Consider the following 16,566-nt stretch of genomic DNA (forward strand, 5'->3'; position numbering starts at 1 on the left):
AGGGCCAGGAGGCGAGCGACACCGGGCTAGGTCCGCACTTGGGCGTTGAACCATGCCTCAAAGCGGGGGAACAGCCGAACGGTGGGCGCTTCGTCGATCCGTTCAGCCCAGTCAAGGGTCTCGGCGTACCAGCGGGTGCGAGCGGCCCAGCGGCGGGCGGCTACCAGCGAGACGGCCGCACCGGTGAGCGCGCCGAGTGCCGCCCAGATGAGGCGGGCTTCGTGGGTGGTGAACCAGGTGATCATCGAGGTGAAGGCTGTTGACGTCCCGTTGTTCGTGTATGTTTGCGCTAAAATCCCTCTATTCCAACTATAGTTAACATCTTGATGGGGTGCTCTGGTTCCGCTAAGGTCTAATCTGTCAACCAGAGTTAACATAGGGGTGGGCTGGCATGTCGCTGTCTGCTCGGCTCACTTTCCTGTTCCAGCAGGTCCTCAACCCCGTTGACGGGAAGCCGTTCAGCACCCGAGAGGCTGCGGCGGCGATAACCACCGCCGGGGAGCCGATCACCGCCGCCTACCTGTCGCTGATTAGCAGCGGATCGCGCACCACGGTGTCGCTGGAAAAAGCGCTGGGAATCACGCAGTTCTTCGGCGTGCCCGTCCAATACCTGCGTGCCGGCACCGACGAGGCCCAGCTGGCGTACGTCGCACGCCTGGAAACCCAGCTCGTCCTGCTCGCGAGCGCTATCCGGGCCGGGCAGATCCCCGAGCGTCTCAGGCACCTGTTCGCCACCCTGGAGAACCTGAAGACCGGACAGCCCTACTCCCCAGGCGAAGCGGCATCCGCGATCGCCGCGGCCGGGACACCGATCACCGAGCAGGCCCTGGCCGAGCTCGTCTCCGGTGAACGGCCATGGGCGTTGCTGAACGAGGTGACCGGCATCGCGCGACTCTTCGGCGTGCCGGTGGAATACCTGATCGGCGACGAGGAGATCCGCGAGCGGGTGGAATCTCAGCTCGCTCTGCTCACGGCCATGAAAGACCAGCAGATCCAGCAGATCGCTCTGCGGGCGGCGAGCCTGGACGACTCCGCGCGCCGCCGGATCGCCCAAGTGATCGAACGGGAACACGGCGAAAAGCCCAATAAGGCATGAGAGATCACAAATTTTTGTAATCTTCGGGCACACGTCCGGAAAGGTCTCGTAATGCCCCGCCGGTTCATCGTCCCTGACCCCGTTCGCGCCGCGCTGGCTGCGGTCCGGGCGCCCCGCCCGTTCGACGTCGGCGTTTACCTCGCACGTGTGGAAGAGGTCCGCGGCCACCCGATCGTCCTGCACGAGGACAACCTGCCATTCACGGTGTGCGGCCTGTGGCGGTTCGACGGGAAAACCGACCACATTCATGTGCCGCGCGGCACGACCGGTGTACACCGCTGGCAGATCATCGGCCACGAGGTCGGGCACCTGCTGATGTCGTCGCCAGCGGAAACCTTCGGTCACGGCCTGGGCGCCGGCCCCCAGTCCACCCTCACCGAACTGCTTCCGGATCTGGATCCGGAGATGGTGGCCCGATATATGGCGCGATCCCAGTACAAAGTCGCAGAGGAGAGGCACGCCGAGTTGTACGCGACACTCGCTATCGCCGGCGACCAGGCCGATGAGCCTGAAGGCGGCCGGGTCGGCCGGATCCGCCAGGCCATGGACGGTCTACAGTGACGGGCTGGCTGATAACGGCGGCGCTGTGGGCCGCCGTCGCGGTGCGGCTGCGCCAGCGCGCCACCCGGCAAGATCAGGGGCTCTTGCTGATGGTCCTGGGGATCGCGGTCGGCTTCACCCTGGCCCGCCCCGAGGTCGCCACCCTGGTGGACGTCGGCGGGGTTCCGCTGTCGTCGCTGCTGAAGCGCTGCACGGCGATGATCGGCGCAGTCGGCGTCGCCCTGTACATGTCCGGAGTGGCCGGCCGCCGCGGCTGGGTGCACATCATCGCGACGGTCACGGTCATCATCTGCCTGATCATCACCTACTTCGCCGGCGCGGACCGGTGGGGTGAGACGAATGTGTTCTTCGCCGACCCGGCCCGGTTCACAGCCGACAGCGTGGAGATCTGGGCGGGGTGGGCGCATTTCCTGCTGTGGTACCTGTACGTGGCGTTCGTCGTGCTCGCGCTGGCGGCGACCTGCGCGTCGGCCGCGGCACAGACGAGCGGCGTGCTGCGCTTCCAGCTGGCCCTGTTCGGGGCCGGCGCGGTGTGGTGCGCCCTGTCGCCGGTGTACGCGCTGGCGGGCTTGGCCGGGCTGATCACCTACGATCTGGGCTTCGACCAGACATTCCTGCTGATCCCGAGCGTGCTGCTGCTGATCGTCGGGATGGCGTGGCAGGCGCTGCACCGCGGCGTCACCGCGGCGTACGCCTGGTGGCTGTACACCCGGCTGGGCGGTCTGTGGCGGCTGCTGTCGCAGATAGAGCCGGATGTGGTGCTGGAGGTCGACGGGCCGTGGCGGGTGCGGCTGCATCGGCGGGTGGTGGAGTGCCATGACGTGCTGCGTCAGCTGGCCGCGTACCTGCCGGAAGGCACGTACGAAAGCGGTCGGGTGGATGCAGAGACTGCGGCGCTCCAGCTGCGTGAGGCTCTCACGGTGAGGCAGACCGGCGCCCCGGGGGGCGGGTTGGTGGCCGGTGTGCCGGTCGAAGGTGGAAACGATGGGCAGGAGGCGCAGTGGCTGATCAGTCTGTGGCGGGCGTGGAGGCGTCTGGGGCCAGTCCGCGAACCGGCCTGAATGGGTTCGCATGGGTGGTGACGGAGGTATTCGCGCCGCAGAACCTGATGCTGAGCCTGCCGCCGGTGGTCGGCGGGTTGGCGGCCGGTTGGGCGGGTGCGGCATGGGGTGTGGCGATCTCGGCGGTGTGCGGCGGCGTACCGGCCATGATGATCGCGATCGGCGTGTGGCGGGGCCGGTTGGACTCACGGCACATCGTGGAGCGGACGAGCCGCTTCAAGCCAATGCTGGCGGCGCTGGCGGCCGTGCTGGTGACGCTGCTGGTGTTGCTGCTGGCCGACGGGGAGCCGGTCGAGCTGACGGCGATGGTCGTGGTGATGCTCGGCTGGCTGGCGGTGCTGGGCCCGATCACCTTGGCATGGAAGATCTCGTTTCACACGAGTACGGCGGCCGGGGTCGTTGTGGTGCTGGCGTATGTGCTGCCGGCCGCGGTGACGCTCACGGTGGGTGCGGTGCTGGTGGCGGTGATCGGGTGGGCGCGGGTGCGGATTTCTCACCACACGCTCGCCCAAGCCGTCGCGGGTGCGGCGGCCGGGGCGGGCGTGGCGTGGGCGGTGTTCGCTGCCATGGGCGTGTAGAGGGTTCAGCGGCGGGCGAGGGCACTCAGGTCGATGCCGGGAGACCGGCTTGGGCTGGTCGATGGTCCTGCGCTTTTGGGCCGTACGCTCTGACGCCGATGCCCAAGTCTTGGCTTCCTTCGGCCGTCTGGCGTTACGGTGCTTGCATGGTGATGCGGTTACTGTGGGAGCCTTTGCCCGAGTTGTGGCCAGCGGCGCCCAAGCGGCCGGCTGGGCTGCGCGGTCTGATTGCCTGGGTGCGCGATACGGCCGCCGCCCTGTCTCAGCGCGACGACATCGAGCGGAGGATGCGCCGGGCAGCCACACAAGCGATCGTCCGTGAGGCCTATCAGCAGACGCTGGCCGAGCAAGACAGCGAGCATCGGAGGCCAGCCGAGTTCGCCGATGTATGGAAGACCCGCCTGGCTGCTCTCCTGTCCAGAGAGACCGTCGAGGTATCGGGCTGGTCGCAGATCGCCATCGCCGACCTCGATACCGACCTGGGCTGGAGCCTGTACGCCGCAGCCAGCCGCGCCCGATCGGAAGCGATCGCACGTGCCACTGCCACACCCAGCCGCCCTGGACGGGTCGCCGACTCGCAGACCTTGTTCTACGAATTCTCGATCGCCGCTGGCGATGAACATCCGCTGGGGCACGTCCGCTACGAGATCTGCGAGCTCTGCAGTGTCGGTCTTCTCAACAAGATCAGTTTCTCGCTTGATTGGCAGTTTTGCGGGCTCGGCACCGTTGCTCTTCGCCAGATGGAGATCCGCCACCCAGGCCTGACTTGGTATACCTCCGGCCAGTACTCACATGCCAAGGGCTTCTATGAGCGATATCGGCAAGACAGCGACAGCCCATGGACCGAAAAACAGCACCCCTGTCGGCACTTCTAATAGGGCCTGGTCAGGTAGAGGTCGACCTGGCGAGGCGCCCGGCGGCAGGGCCTCGAGCGGTAAACGGCTCTGGCCCACTTCGGCGCCCCGGCTCTCCCGACGAGGTTCCACCATCGCCTCTACCGAGAGTACGGGTACTCCTACGATACGTAGATGGCTGAGACGCTCCCCGACTTCCTGACCTTTCCCACGTTCGACGGCGCCCGGATGCACCTGCTCGGGCTAGTGCCCCGCCTCCGGCCGCTCCCCTGCCTGTCCTCCGACGGCAGCGACGGCCACCGGGTCGAACTGCACCTCGACCCCGACACCGCAGTGGTCTACGAAGTCCGCTCCGAGCACGGCGACGATGCGGCGCCATATGCGACCGTTCGCCTGTCAGCAGATGACGCCATGTACTACGCCTTCGACAAGATGGCGTCCGCCGTACGGGCCTTGCACGATCCCTCCTGTTATCTACCACCCGACCCCGGCGATGCCCCGTTGCGGCTGGTCCGGATCCTGGACGACGACCTCGCCCTGATCGATGAGTTCAATCAGATCTACCTGGCCGACCTGCGCCTGCGGACCGCACAGCAGATGCAAGAGCCGCACAGGCATGGCTACGGCCGCGGCCTCGATGGCGACGTGCACGAGCGGCTCGGCTGGGCACTCCAGCGAGCGCTCCTGGAGGTGACACAACTGGAAATGGCGATCGCCCTGCAACTGCGCAATCTGCGCGAGGCCGAACCTCAGCACGGCTCGCCGGCGGGCCTCGCCGACAGGCTCGGTGTCTCCGAGGCAGCCGTGCGCGATGTTCTGTCCGTCGACGCCCGCTGGCGGGCGCCTGCCGTAGACAGCTGAAGACCTCCACCGCTGCGCCGGCGGGGAGCGGTTCACCCGCTGATGTACGGTCGGCAGTTTCACTCCTGTACCTCGTGCGATGCTGCCCCGGCTCACCCCATCGCCGAGCAGTTCCCACGCGATAGCCGCCGACGCTTCAATCCGGCTCGGGGCTGAGCGCCGGCTCGGGGTCGGCATGCCCGGCGAGGATACCGATCACCGGCCGAGAACATGGCTGTGCGCCCACACCGATCGCTACAAGCCTGCCCCGGGCAAGGATTGAACCCATCGCGATGAACCCGGATCATTGGCGCATGCCGACGACCGCACTGCCGCCACTCGACTACAACCCCTTCGACTTCGCCCTCCACGAAGACCCATACCCCACCTACGCGCGCCTCCGCGAGGAGGCGCCCGTCTACCTCAGCACCGTGCCCGAGGTGCCGTTTTATGCCCTGTCCCGCCATGGCGACGTGTGGGACGCGTTCCGCGATCCTGCCCGGTTCTCTAGCAGTCACGGTGTGTCCCTAGAGCTGTGGTCCCCCGAGGCGAGAAAACGATCGTCGTTCATCAGCATGGATCCGCCGGAGCATACCCAGTTCCGTTCCCTGGTCTCCCGCGGCTTCAGCCCACGCCGTGTCGCCGCCCTGGAGCCGAGAATCCGCGAGCTCACCCGAGCCCGCCTCGCCGAGGCTTTGGACGCTAAAACGTTCGATTTCACCACCCTCGTGCAGCGTATCCCCGTGGACGTGATTTCCGAGCTCATCGACGTGCCGAAGGAAGACCGCGACCAGATCCTCACCTGGTCCAACCTCATCGTGCAGCGCGACGAAGAACACAACTTCACCATGCCACCAGCCGCGATGCAGGCGACCCGCGCCCTGGTCGGCTACTACGCGGCACTCATCGCCGAGCGGCGCCGGCACCTGGGCGATGACATGGTGTCGGCGCTCATCGCCGCCGAGATCGATGGGAACTGTCTCACCGACGCCGACATTTGCGCCGTCCTGCTCCTGCTGGGGGTGGCGGGCAACGAGTCCACGATCAAGCTCCTTGGCAACGCCTGGTATCAGGTCGCCATCCACCCCGACCAGCGAGCCGTGGCGTTCGCACCGGGAGGGATCCGTCCTTGGGTTGAGGAGACCATCCGCTATGACAGCAGCGGGCAGATGGTCGCTCGCCTGGTCACCACCGACACCATCCTGCACGAGCAGGTCATTCCTGCCGGATCCCGCGTGCTGCTGCTTGCCGCTGCCGCCAACCGGGACCCGCGAGTGTTCCCGAACCCAGACCAATTCGATCTAGGCCGGGATACCTCACGCCTGCTGTCGTTCGGGTCGGGCCCGCACTTCTGTCTCGGTGCCGCCTTGGCCCGTATGGAAACCACGGTGGTGCTGGAAGAACTCGTCGCCGCGGTGCACGAGAACTACGAAGTCGGGATACCGGTACGGGTGCACTCGCCGAATATGCGGGGATTCTCGAGTTTGCCGACGACCGTCACGCCCCGGTAATTACCGAAGGATCTGGCCGACGCCGCCGAAGATACCGACTTTCTCCGGCGGCAATCCTTCGCTGATCCCGTCTGGGCGCCACTGCGGGATATACACCATGCCGGGCTCGACCAGGCGCAGGCCCTCGAAGAACCGGGTGACCTCCTTTTTGGACCGGAACCGAACCTGGGCGGTGGATCGTTCGTACACCGTACCGATAGGGCCGGTCTTTTCCTGCGGAAACCCGTCCCGGGTGACATGGCTGATCGCCATCCAGCTGCCTGCAGGGAGGGCGTCGCACAGCTGCGCCACGATGTCGTAGGCGCCGTCATCGTCGGACACGAAGTGCAGCACGCTGAACAGGAGGACTGCGATCGGCTGGTCCCAGTCGAATGCTGCCCGCACAACAGGGTGGTTGAGAATGTCTTGCGGCGCGCGAATGTCGCTGGTGATGGTCTTGACGTTGTCTTGGTCGGTGATCAGCGCATCGGCGTGAAGCTTCACGACTGGGTCGTGGTCGACGTAGACGACGCGGGCGCCAGGGACGACTTCGTGCACATTTCCCTGGGTGGGGAGTCCCGCACCGAGGTCGAGGAACTGCCTCACACCTGTGACGCGCAAATATTCCACAGCACGCCGCAGGAAATAGCGGTTTTCCTTTGCCGCCAACGGGACATACGGGCTGACCGAAATAACTTTTTCGGCTGCCTCTATATCGGCAGGATAATGGTCCTTCCCCCCCAGGTAGTAGTCGTAGATGCGCGCCACGTTGGCCACTTGCGGATCAATGCCAACCCTCCAGCTTTCTTCCATGCGGTCCCCCTCGAGCGATTTCGGTGATCCCAAAGAGAGGACATCGTATTCCCAAAGGTCCAAAAACAGAAGAACAGTTTCCGTTGGGCACGACAGCGACGCGAAGACCCAACATGGGCGAATTATCCGCACCTGCGGACAGGGTCAACCCACCGCGATGATCCGATCACGGATCGCCTTGAGTACCGACTCCGTCTCGGAGATCGGCTCGGCTGACAAGCTCAACCGGGAATGAGCCTGGAGATACTCCGACACCTCCAGCGGATCGTGCACCAGATTGTCGCTCACGAGCCGCGGCACGTACACCACATCCGGCGCCGGCCCCGGGAAGCGGAACAAATTGAACGACCCTCCTCGCGGCAGATACCGGCTCCCCCCTGTCCTGTTCACCTGGAGCGCGACGTTGCCTTGCCGCGTGGCCTCGATCAGATGATTGATCAGCCCGATCTGCACTTCGACGTTACCGACCATATTGAGCAGAGCACTCTCCTGGATCACCGCCCAGATCTTCACCGCCTGCGTGTCCATCAGCCGGGCCTGCCGTTCGGCCACCAACCGGACCGCGAGTTCCACGTGCTCAGGCGCCGGGTCGGGGTGATGCGTGGCCCTCCGGGCGGCCCGCACGTAGTCCATCGTCTGCAACAAAGGTGGGATGCCATCGGAGAAGTACGAGCGGATCAGCGACGCCCCGTCCTCCATCGCCAGATACGTCAGAAACCACAACGGCATCCCATGGATGTAGGAGTACCACCACGCCGTGTCGCGTTCGCCGCGCGCCACCGACAGCAGCAGATCTCGCTCATAGGGGTCGACCACTCCGTATAGCACCAGCAGTGTGTTCAGATCCGCGGTCTCCAGTTCCACCGTCCCAGTCTCGACATCGACTAGCACCGCCTCGTCCAACTCCACGGTGGCCGCGGCCTCCGCGATGGAGACACCTTTGTCCTCACGCAGAAGGCGAAGCCGCCCTCCGATCCGGTTAGGCAGTCTGGCCTGGTTGACTAGCCCCGCGTGGGCCTGCCGAACCTGGTGGGCGGGGAACGGATGTACCGCTTCGCCGGGTAGCGGTGTCGCGTTCACTGGCAAAGTGCCGCGCGAGTGGATCGGCGGCGGTACAAAGGGGGCGGTCTGGCCGAGGAGGCTTTCCGCTGTCACCCCGAAGAATCGGGCGATGGCCACGGCTATCTGGATCGACGGCGTGGGGTTTTCGCTTTTCATCAGCTTACTCAGGTAGGCGCCTGTGATCGGTGTCCCTGAGGCTCTGATGATCTTCGCGGCCTGTCGCTGAGTGTAGGGCAGTCCCGTTTCGGGGTCGATCGTCTGTTGGAAAAGCTGTTTGAGTCGCGCGGGCAGTGACATCGAATTCACCCCGATCAAGCCCAAGTGATAACGATAGTTGACAGGGAGGGGAGCCGACAGGAATCATACATGTGCCAACGATAGTTGGCACGTACCCCTTTCGGTCTACACATCATCCATTGCACACATTGACTCCGCTGCTCACCCCACGCAGCGACCTTCCGGACCACGGCCTCAGGCCGCCGCCCCTTGGAGCCTAATGTTGCCCCCCATCGTGATCGTCCTGCCCCGCTCAACCCACGCGCTCCCTCCACGCCCATGAGGCGCCGATTCCTGGCGTGCGGCGCCACTGGCAGCGCCTTCACACTACGCCCGACGACCGCCATCCGCCCATTGCCCCTCAGCTGGGACAACGTCACTGCCGATCCCGGGCCTGAGCCTCTTCCGCCGTCATTCACCCCCCGGGAGTGCACACGGATTTCCTGCAGCGCCGTGTGGAAAGGGAAAGCGCTCCTGAACGGAACGCTGCCATACGGACGCTTCACGCTCACCGGCCGGACCGCGCGACAGTGGTGTTATAGAGCTGGCCGATCCGGGCTGCTGTTGTACACCTTCACCCGCCAGAGCTACCTGAGCGGCCACGAAGTGCGACACGACCGCCTACTCATCACCGCTGCGCGTCACGAAACCTACAGCGCCCTGTTCGAGCTAGACACGATCATCTCTAGTTACCGCCAGGCGCTTCCCCCTGAACTCGCCGGGCGAGAGATCGAGGCCCTCATCGATCACCGCCACCGCTCGCCAGCCGACCACCTTGGCCTGCCCGATGCCCTCAGCGACCTCAAGCGGGCCGTGTGCGGGCTCACCCTCGGCCACCCCATCGCCCTGACCACAGCACTCATCATGAACGCCGCCCAGCAGATGTCACCCGAGGTGTGGCAAACCCTGCGCCCCTGAACAAACCTCCGCAGCTCAGCAGTTAATCTGCTCGCCATCAGCGTAAGGACACCATCATCGGTGATCTTGACCTCGTCTAGGCCACCAACCGTAACAGCCCGGCAACCTGGCTGGTCCACGCGCACCCGCTGGAAGGCCTAATCGATCGCTTCGGCCAGGTCGTTGAGGTCGCGGGTGCCGAGTTTGACTCATACCCCAGCAGCAGATCCTCCCCGAACCATTCCCATACACCACACCGCAAGCCAAGTTTTAACCGTGGAGCCGAGACTCCGGCGCTGGAGATTCACATCGGTGTCCCAGCTCCGGAGCGTCATCCCCCAGCGCCCTCGTATGGAAACAGCTCGGCTGACTTGTTGCCCAACGTCGTGAACTGGGCGGCCATGAGGGTGACGCCACGCTGCTTCGAAGTCGATTCCAGCGCCTGTGGTGGGGCTCTGCAGCCTTCGGTTCTCCGTGGCGCCGGCCAGGAGGAGTTCACGCGGTTCGTGGCTGGCGTCCACGCCCGCACAGAGGTGGCTCACCCCACTGGTTTTCACCATCGGCGACCTTCACAGCACCACACCCCGCCCTCGCTTTGCCTGGTACGACAATGAGGGACCTCCTGGACGGGCGTCGGGAAGGGTGGCGGCAGTTCGGCTCAGACGCGGTGCCCGTCGTAGATGGCCCAGGCTTCTCTGACCTGGTGAGGGGGCAAGGTGAGTTGGGATTCGTCATTAAACTGTCAGGAGGAAAGGGACAAGAATCCACGAAGCTGGAGTGCATCCAGGACGGGGCGGGGTCCTGCCCGCTTGCACGTGATCTTTACGGCCCGGCATCGCTGATGAGGGCCTGCGTCGGGTAGGGGGCGGCGGCGTTTTGTTCGGGAGGCGCCAGTCGGGGGACGTGCTGAGTTTGGGTGACCTGTCCGCCTAAGAGGTTCAGCAGCGGGATGACCGCCTCGCGCGGGTCGATGACCGCGCGGCAGGTGAAGACGTCGATGTGGGCGAGCCCGCACTCGGGCCATGTCGAAACGAGGAGGTGCGACTCGGCCAGCACCAGGACGCAGGTCGCGCCGTGTGGCTGGAACGGGTCGATGAGCTGCGTGCGGACCGTGCAGCCGAGCCGGACCGCGGATTGCCGCATCGCGGTCATGATCTGCTCACCTGATATATCGACGAGGTCGCAGCCGGTCAGGTCGTAGATCGCGTGGATCATCGCGGGGCCTCGTTTCACGCTGTGCGCGGCTGCTGGGTCTCCAGCAGCGCGCGCAGGTAGTCGACGGTGTAGGAGCGGTGCAACCGCCGCGGTTCGGCAGCCCATCGGGTGACCTCGGCCCATACGATGTGCAAGATGTCTTCGCCGTAGGAGTCCAGGAGCACGTTCAGGTCGAGGAACAGCGGGGGCAGGTCGTTGTACGCCCCCTGGGTGACATACAGCGTCTTGGACAGCTTGCCGCCGGTGTGGTCCACGATGAGCGGAGTGAAGATCGACACCGGCCAGTCGCGGGGCGGGATGCCGAGCGTCGCCAGGGCGGGCGCCAGAACATGTGCGTGCCATGCACCGCCCCAGTCGGCGCCGTCGACCGACGCCGAGCACGCGTCGTAGATCTGCCGCTCAGCGGACAACAGCGCTCCCTTCTGGATGGAGCGCACGGGCGTGTTCGCGTCGTACCAGCCGCCGCCGTCAATGTGCACAATCTCGTGGTAGGGGCCGTGGTCGGGGCAGCGGCTGTCAAGGCGGACCGCGCCTGACAGGGCGGTGATCCGCAGGTCGCGCGCGGACTTTTGCATCAGCCGGCACTCGGGGCAGCGAGGTCGGATCCGCACGATCCCATCATGGGGCGCGACGATCGGCGCGAACTGCTCCAGGTGGGAAGCGATGTGGTGCAGGCATTCGCGGACTGGCCGCAGTCCCTGATAGACGTCGTAGGGCCGGAATTCGTAGCTGACGCCGGAGTGCTTACGGGCCCACGTCAGCAGCCGTTCAACTCCGGAGACGCGGTCGGCGCCGTCCAGGCAGCCGGCCTCGATGAGGTCGCCGACGGTTCGCGTGTAGGTCTGGCCGTCGATCTGCAGGTGCTCGGCGGGGGCGTTCTCCAGGCTGTCGAACACGATGGTGGGGGGCAGGTCGAGGACCTGGGCGGCGTGGGCGGTGAACGCGAACACCGTCAGAATCGTGACGGCGGTGCCGAAGTGCGGGACGCCGTTGAGCTGAGCGGCAGTGGTGACGCGTAGTTGCGAGCGGCCTGCCGCCGCGGCGCGCAGCAGGTCGGCGTTGTCGCCGGTCAGGTGCGCGATCCCGACCGGCGCGAAGATCAGGTTGTCGCTGGGGTGCGGTGTCATGGTGTTCTCCCGACGTAGATCCACACGGCGGTGAAGTCCGGGTCGCCGGTGATGGGAACCCGGGTGAGCAGGTGCGGGGTGATGCCGCAGGCGGTCATCGCCTGCCGGTACAACTCCTCGCTCAACGAGACGCGGTCGCTGTTGGTGGTGGCGCTAACCCAGTTCGCGCCGGCGCACCAGCCACCCGGTGCGAGCGCGCGGTGCAGCGCCTGCCAGGAGGCCACGAACGCGTCCGGCGTGGCGGTCAGGCCGAGCAGCCCGAACTGCGTGAGGAGATCGACGCTGCCCTCAGCGATCGGCAGCGGCCGGCCGGTCAGGCAGTCGGCGCGCACCGTCGCGGCCAGGGTGCGGCAGCGGGCGGCGAAATCCCGCTCGGTGCGGCCGCACAGCTGCAAAACGGTCCGGTATGCCGGGCGGGGCTGCTGCGCGGCGGCGTAGGAGCGCAACAGCGCCAGACGGTCGGTGTCGATGTCGGCCGCGACCAGGTGCGCCGCGGTGAGGGGGATGGCCCACAACAGTGATTCGGAGCCGGCTCCCGCGTCCACCCACGTGTGCACCGGGGAGATCGTCTGCAGCGCGGCGAGGATGTCCTCGGTGCCCAGGCCCGGTGTGAACGCGTCGCTGTAGTAGCGCTCCCAGTAGTCGCCGGCGTCGGCGACCGTGCGGGCGCTCACCGTGCGCCCTGGCCCGTGCGGGTGGCCAGGAGGACCTCTGAGAGCTGTTCGGTGTCGCCGTCCAGCCGGTGGATGAGGCTCAAATCGGCAGCTGTTGCCGCTTCCTCGATGGCGGCCGCGGTGAGCAGCTGCAGCTCGACCTGGTGGTCATAGACAGTCCGGCCGTCGCAGGTGGCGGTGAAGTGAATGCCGACCCGGTCATCGTGCCGGTCCTGCCGGCGCATCCGCACCAGCTCGCGGCCGTCGTCCTGGCATATCCGCCGGTCGAGTATCGGCTGCCCGTCGGGCAGAGCCGGATCGTAGAAACCGCAGCCGTCGACCCGGTCACCGTCGGCCAAGAGGACCTGGGCCAGCAGCAGCCCGCCCGGGGCCAGGATCCGCGCCGCTGCGGCCAGTACCGCCGCCGGACCGGGCCCGGCGGCGAGCTGGTTGAGCGCCGCGTTCGCCACCACCACCAGGTCGGCCAGCCCTGTCTGGGTCGGGTCGAGCTCTTCGATCCGGCAGCACACCATACGCAGCTTCTGCCCGGGCACGGCGGGCCGGGCTGCGGCCAGCATGGCGGGACTGGCGTCGATAAGGACCACCTCGGCCTGGGCGGCGGCGTAGCGGCTCAGGAAATGACCGGTGCCGCTGGGGGCCTCGGCGACGGTCATGCCGGTGTGCAGCAGCCCGTTCAGCAGGCGCGGCGCCACCACCTCGGCGATCTCCGCGGCATAGGAGGCGGCCCGCTGCTCATAACCGCAGGCGCCGTTCAAGGCTGCATCCCGTAGAACTGGGCGTGCTGGATGAGCACCGGGTGCGTCAGGGTGCCGTCGTGGGCGATCAGTGCGCTCTGCACGGCGGGGTCGTCGTCGCCGAGCCGCGCTGTGCGGGCGAGCCGTACCAGGTAGGGGGCCGCGTTGGCGGTGTAGGCGTCCGTGGCGGTGAGTGGCACCAGCGCGGGCCACACGTCGACTTTGACGTGCAGGATGCCGCCGACCAAGCGCGGTGCGTCGCCTGGTTGTTGAAGGGGTCCGCAGGTGGGCAGGTAGCCGGGCCCGTACCCGCAGGTGGCGTCCACGATGACCGCGCCGGTTCGCATCATCTCCAGATCCGCGTCTGTGATCATGGGTGGGGTGTCGAACGTCGAAATGAGGATCGCGCCGATCACGAGATCGGCGTCTTTCAGGCACTCCAGCAGCCTCGCCCGAGAGTTGACCATCACCCGCACTCCGGCGGGTGCGATCTGTTCGTAGGCGTTTTGGGAGGCTTGGCTGGCGCAGAGCACGACTACCTGCGTGCCGAGTGCCGCGGCGGTGCGGGCTGCGGCGGCGCCGACGTTGCCGCTGCCGATGACGACAACATTAGCCGGGGCCGCGCCGTCGACGCGGGCGAGCAGCACGCCGCGCCCGGCGGGGTGCTGCAGGGCGTGGGCGCCGGCGAGTACCGCTTGGATGCCGGCGATCTGCCCGCCGGGCCGTCCCAGCGGAAACCGGTCATTCTCGGCGAAGAACTCATAACTCCACGCCGTCACCCCGGTCGCCTGTAAGGCGGCCATCAGGTCGGCGTCGCCCTCGGCGTGGAACAGGGCGCCGATGTGCTGTCCGGCTGACAGGCGGCTCAGGTCGGCCGGGTCCGGGGACTTGTAGCGCAGTACCAGCGGTGCCGCCCACACCTCTTCAGGGCTCGCGAGGCGGACCTTGGCCGCGAGGTAGGCGTCGTCGTCGATGAAGGTGCCCTCGCCGATACCGGGCTCGGCGACGATGTCGAACCCGGCCTGGATCAGTGCGCAGGCGAGGGCAGGCGTGCAGATGGTGCGGCGTTCGGCTCCGCTCTCTCGAGGGAACCCGATCGTCATGTCGGGGGGATGGGGCTTCATGCTGGAACCAGGCCTCCCGGGTCGGTGATGGTGTGCGTGTTTGCACCATCACCCGGCGAAGGCGGTCCGGCCAGCGCATCGGCTGGCGTGCTGTTGTCGATGTGTTGTTCACGCGTTGTCGAAGATAGTCACGTCTTCGCAGGTCAACGCGCAGACAGCAAGGTCAGCAACGCGTGGTGGTAGACCGCTTGAATCATCGGGATCGAGGCGGTGCGGATCCGCTCGTCCGTGCCGTGGAGGCCGACGTAGTCGACGCCAAACCCAGCAGTGGCTTCGATGCCGAGGCCGGCCAGGTAATTGCCGATATTCGACGGTCCGGCGATCTTCGCGGCGGTGCTCAGCCCGGCCGCGGCGGCGGCCTGCAACAGGGCCGTCTTCACCGCCGACCCCTCCCCCAGCCGGTAGGCGGGCCACCGGGTGGTGATCTCTATGTGGGTCGGCTGGGTGCCGGGCCAGGCAGCATCGACGGCGATGGCGGTGCTGCGCAGCAGGTCCTCGGCGGCCTGGCCGTCCAGGGCGGGGGTGAGGCGGACGTCGACGTTGAGCGTGCACAGGTCCGGCACCGTTGAGTAGCCCTCACCGCCGGTGATGGCGGTCACGGTGAGTTTGGCCGGCAGGGGGAAGTCCTCACCGGCTGTGGGCGGCAGCTCAACGTCCCCCAAGGCGCCGATGAGCGTTGCGGCCTTGGCGATGGCACTGGGCGTGCTCGCCCTGCCGCCTGAGTGGCTGGCCACCCCGTGCACGTGCAGTCGTGCCCGCAGCACGCCCCGGCCGCCGGTCACGACGTGCGCAATGCCCGGGTAGCCGATCATCACGCCGTCGACGTGGTCAGGGGCGTCAGGGCCCTCGAAGTACGCTTTCGCGCCGCCGAACGCCCCGGTGTGCTCATCGACGTCCAGCAGCAGTACCACACCGCCGTGCAACTGCTCGCGGGCCGCCTGCAGGCGGGCGAGGACATGCGCGAAGATCGCCACCCCGGCCTTGGAGTCGGATGCGCCGCGCCCGTGAAGCCACCCGTCGACAAGCTCGCCGGATGTCGGCGGGTAGGACCATGCGGCCTCGTCGCCGTAGGGGGCGGTGTCCAGGCAGGCGTCGAGAACGTAGCGGGGACCCGGGCGGGCGCCGGTGACCTCGCACACCAGCGCGACCGTCATCCCGCCGGCCGCGGTCAGCCGCCGCACCTTCAGGTCATGCTCGCCCAGCCACGCCGCCACGTAGTCGAGCACCGGGTCGTAGGAGTCGACGCCGCCGCGGCTGGGGATCCGCACCAGTTCCTGGGTGAGCTTCACGACGGCGTCATGGTCGTCGTGGGCCGCCCGCAGCGCGTTGGCGATGCTCATCTGATCGGCGGTCATGCCCGCCCCTCTCGTAGGACGTCGAGGTCACTGACCTGCTGCACGGTTTCGATGCGGCGGGCCGCCGCGTACGCCTGGCGGCCGTGGTCCAGCAGCCGCGACGCGGGCGCCGGTCCGACGACGATCCCGGAGTCGAACGCCTCGTGCGAGGTCAGCGACGGGATCGGGATCACGGCTTGGCGTTCGCTGGAACAGAAGAACCGTTCAGGTGCCAACGGGTCCTCCACGATCCCTAGATGCAACGTTTTGGTCCCCACGCTACGGTCACAGGGGTCACGTAGCTTCAACAACCGCAACAGGTGATCTTTGAGGATTTGATGGTGCGGCGGCCCGAACAGCACCCTGTAGCAGATCAGCGTTGGCCGCTTCTCCAAGGCGACCTCGATCGCCCGCAGATACTGCACGTCCCGCGACCGGGACCCCATCACGATCAAAAACTCCTGGGCCTCGCTGACCACGCGGGCCATGGCCCGCTGCAGATCCGGGAACCCGGCCAGCAACTGCACCGTCGCACGCTGGCCAAGACCCTCGTCCTGGTGGGCGAACAGCACATCGGCCGGAAGGGCATAGATGTCGCACAAGGTCTTGCGGTGGCCGATGCTGGTGGTGTGGCGACCGAGCTCCCAGCCGCTGACCATGCTCGGCGTCACCCCCGAACGTCCCCCGTAGGTGTGGAGATCCATCTGCTCGACGACGTCTTCCAACGTCCAGTTCCGCGCCTGGCGGGCCCGGCGCAGTGGCGTCGGTTCCCGGTCGCGTCCCGCACGGGCCATGGGCCCTCACCTCTCAAACGCACGCGGGGCGCCGCC

Annotated in this window: 18 protein-coding genes; 8 read left to right on the plus strand and 10 right to left on the minus strand. The window is 66.8% G+C overall.

The features are described from left to right. Nucleotides 1-26: 26 nt before the first annotated feature. Nucleotides 27-245: a hypothetical protein gene (locus ACQP0P_RS01355; protein ID WP_433358673.1), complete on the minus strand. Its 219-nt coding sequence runs from the start codon at nucleotides 243-245 to the stop codon at nucleotides 27-29. Nucleotides 246-391: 146 nt separating this feature from the next. On the opposite strand from ACQP0P_RS01355, the gene ACQP0P_RS01360 reads away from it, so the two are divergent. The 7 genes from ACQP0P_RS01360 (at nucleotide 392) to ACQP0P_RS01390 (ending at nucleotide 6,501) form a co-directional block, all read left to right on the plus strand. Next, nucleotides 392-1,096 carry a hypothetical protein gene (locus ACQP0P_RS01360; protein ID WP_433358675.1) on the plus strand — a complete coding sequence of 235 codons (705 nt, stop codon included), beginning with the start codon at nucleotides 392-394 and terminating at the stop codon, nucleotides 1,094-1,096. Nucleotides 1,097-1,147: 51 nt separating this feature from the next. Next, on the plus strand, nucleotides 1,148-1,657 hold the full coding sequence (locus tag ACQP0P_RS01365) for a hypothetical protein (protein WP_433358677.1): 510 nt from the start codon (nucleotides 1,148-1,150) through the stop codon (nucleotides 1,655-1,657). Then, complete coding sequence (locus ACQP0P_RS01370; RefSeq protein WP_433358678.1) at nucleotides 1,654-2,718, plus strand: MAB_1171c family putative transporter; 1,065 nt, start codon at nucleotides 1,654-1,656, stop codon at nucleotides 2,716-2,718. Before ACQP0P_RS01365 ends, ACQP0P_RS01370 begins: the two co-directional genes overlap by 4 nt. Before the next feature lie 17 nt (nucleotides 2,719-2,735). Further along, on the plus strand, nucleotides 2,736-3,296 hold the full coding sequence (locus ACQP0P_RS01375) for a hypothetical protein (protein WP_433358679.1): 561 nt from the start codon (nucleotides 2,736-2,738) through the stop codon (nucleotides 3,294-3,296). A gap of 146 nt (nucleotides 3,297-3,442) precedes the next feature. Then, nucleotides 3,443-4,171 carry a hypothetical protein gene (locus tag ACQP0P_RS01380; protein WP_433358680.1) on the plus strand — a complete coding sequence of 243 codons (729 nt, stop codon included), beginning with the start codon at nucleotides 3,443-3,445 and terminating at the stop codon, nucleotides 4,169-4,171. Nucleotides 4,172-4,324: 153 nt separating this feature from the next. Then, entirely contained in the window at nucleotides 4,325-5,011 is a 687-nt protein-coding gene (locus ACQP0P_RS01385) for a hypothetical protein (protein ID WP_433358681.1), read from the plus strand. A 293-nt stretch (nucleotides 5,012-5,304) separates the two neighbouring features. Further along, complete coding sequence (locus ACQP0P_RS01390; protein ID WP_433358682.1) at nucleotides 5,305-6,501, plus strand: cytochrome P450; 1,197 nt, start codon at nucleotides 5,305-5,307, stop codon at nucleotides 6,499-6,501. On the opposite strand, the gene ACQP0P_RS01395 is transcribed toward ACQP0P_RS01390, so the two are convergent. Continuing rightward, entirely contained in the window at nucleotides 6,502-7,293 is a 792-nt protein-coding gene (locus ACQP0P_RS01395) for an SAM-dependent methyltransferase (protein ID WP_433358683.1), read from the minus strand. 144 nt (nucleotides 7,294-7,437) lie between these two features. Further along, nucleotides 7,438-8,676, minus strand: a complete 1,239-nt coding sequence (locus tag ACQP0P_RS01400; RefSeq protein ID WP_433358684.1) for a Scr1 family TA system antitoxin-like transcriptional regulator — start codon at nucleotides 8,674-8,676, stop codon at nucleotides 7,438-7,440. A 519-nt stretch (nucleotides 8,677-9,195) separates the two neighbouring features. On the opposite strand from ACQP0P_RS01400, the gene ACQP0P_RS01405 reads away from it, so the two are divergent. Then, nucleotides 9,196-9,549, plus strand: a complete 354-nt coding sequence (locus ACQP0P_RS01405; protein ID WP_433358685.1) for a hypothetical protein — start codon at nucleotides 9,196-9,198, stop codon at nucleotides 9,547-9,549. 801 nt (nucleotides 9,550-10,350) lie between these two features. On the opposite strand, the gene speD is transcribed toward ACQP0P_RS01405, so the two are convergent. From speD to ACQP0P_RS01440, 7 genes are all read right to left on the minus strand, one after another. Then, a complete protein-coding gene (speD, locus tag ACQP0P_RS01410) occupies nucleotides 10,351-10,743 on the minus strand; it encodes an adenosylmethionine decarboxylase (RefSeq protein ID WP_433358686.1) in 393 nt (130 codons plus the stop codon). A gap of 14 nt (nucleotides 10,744-10,757) precedes the next feature. Continuing rightward, on the minus strand, nucleotides 10,758-11,870 hold the full coding sequence (locus tag ACQP0P_RS01415) for a hypothetical protein (RefSeq protein WP_433358687.1): 1,113 nt from the start codon (nucleotides 11,868-11,870) through the stop codon (nucleotides 10,758-10,760). Further along, nucleotides 11,867-12,544, minus strand: coding sequence for a class I SAM-dependent methyltransferase (locus ACQP0P_RS01420; protein WP_433358688.1), 678 nt, complete (start codon nucleotides 12,542-12,544; stop codon nucleotides 11,867-11,869). Before ACQP0P_RS01420 ends, ACQP0P_RS01415 begins: the two co-directional genes overlap by 4 nt. After that, the gene (locus ACQP0P_RS01425; RefSeq protein ID WP_433358689.1) at nucleotides 12,541-13,299 is read right to left on the minus strand and encodes a class I SAM-dependent methyltransferase; all 759 of its coding nucleotides are present in this window, start codon (nucleotides 13,297-13,299) and stop codon (nucleotides 12,541-12,543) included. The genes ACQP0P_RS01420 and ACQP0P_RS01425 overlap by 4 nt, the downstream gene beginning before the upstream one ends. Continuing rightward, on the minus strand, nucleotides 13,296-14,402 hold the full coding sequence (locus tag ACQP0P_RS01430; RefSeq protein WP_433358690.1) for an NAD(P)-dependent oxidoreductase: 1,107 nt from the start codon (nucleotides 14,400-14,402) through the stop codon (nucleotides 13,296-13,298). The genes ACQP0P_RS01425 and ACQP0P_RS01430 overlap by 4 nt, the downstream gene beginning before the upstream one ends. A 143-nt stretch (nucleotides 14,403-14,545) precedes the next feature. Then, nucleotides 14,546-15,757: a M20 family metallopeptidase gene (locus tag ACQP0P_RS01435; protein WP_433358691.1), complete on the minus strand. Its 1,212-nt coding sequence runs from the start codon at nucleotides 15,755-15,757 to the stop codon at nucleotides 14,546-14,548. Next, nucleotides 15,754-16,530, minus strand: coding sequence for a helix-turn-helix domain-containing protein (locus tag ACQP0P_RS01440; RefSeq protein WP_433358692.1), 777 nt, complete (start codon nucleotides 16,528-16,530; stop codon nucleotides 15,754-15,756). Before ACQP0P_RS01440 ends, ACQP0P_RS01435 begins: the two co-directional genes overlap by 4 nt. Nucleotides 16,531-16,566 lie beyond the last annotated feature (36 nt).

The organism is Streptosporangium sp. CA-115845, from assembly GCF_050943795.1.
Taxonomy (GTDB): domain Bacteria; phylum Actinomycetota; class Actinomycetes; order Streptosporangiales; family Streptosporangiaceae; genus Streptosporangium.

What these genes read in the sequence shown, in the direction of transcription:
- ACQP0P_RS01355 (WP_433358673.1), bottom strand. Translation starts at nt 245, where the DNA reads ATGATCACCTGGTTCACCACCCACGAAGCCCGCCTCATCTGGGCGGCA.
- ACQP0P_RS01360 (WP_433358675.1), top strand. Translation starts at nt 392, where the DNA reads ATGTCGCTGTCTGCTCGGCTCACTTTCCTGTTCCAGCAGGTCCTCAAC.
- ACQP0P_RS01365 (WP_433358677.1), top strand. Translation starts at nt 1,148, where the DNA reads ATGCCCCGCCGGTTCATCGTCCCTGACCCCGTTCGCGCCGCGCTGGCT.
- ACQP0P_RS01380 (WP_433358680.1), top strand. Translation starts at nt 3,443, where the DNA reads ATGGTGATGCGGTTACTGTGGGAGCCTTTGCCCGAGTTGTGGCCAGCG.
- ACQP0P_RS01385 (WP_433358681.1), top strand. Translation starts at nt 4,325, where the DNA reads ATGGCTGAGACGCTCCCCGACTTCCTGACCTTTCCCACGTTCGACGGC.
- ACQP0P_RS01390 (WP_433358682.1), top strand. Translation starts at nt 5,305, where the DNA reads ATGCCGACGACCGCACTGCCGCCACTCGACTACAACCCCTTCGACTTC.
- ACQP0P_RS01395 (WP_433358683.1), bottom strand. Translation starts at nt 7,293, where the DNA reads ATGGAAGAAAGCTGGAGGGTTGGCATTGATCCGCAAGTGGCCAACGTG.
- speD (WP_433358686.1), bottom strand. Translation starts at nt 10,743, where the DNA reads ATGATCCACGCGATCTACGACCTGACCGGCTGCGACCTCGTCGATATA.
- ACQP0P_RS01415 (WP_433358687.1), bottom strand. Translation starts at nt 11,870, where the DNA reads ATGACACCGCACCCCAGCGACAACCTGATCTTCGCGCCGGTCGGGATC.
- ACQP0P_RS01430 (WP_433358690.1), bottom strand. Translation starts at nt 14,402, where the DNA reads ATGAAGCCCCATCCCCCCGACATGACGATCGGGTTCCCTCGAGAGAGC.
- ACQP0P_RS01435 (WP_433358691.1), bottom strand. Translation starts at nt 15,757, where the DNA reads ATGACCGCCGATCAGATGAGCATCGCCAACGCGCTGCGGGCGGCCCAC.
- ACQP0P_RS01440 (WP_433358692.1), bottom strand. Translation starts at nt 16,530, where the DNA reads ATGGCCCGTGCGGGACGCGACCGGGAACCGACGCCACTGCGCCGGGCC.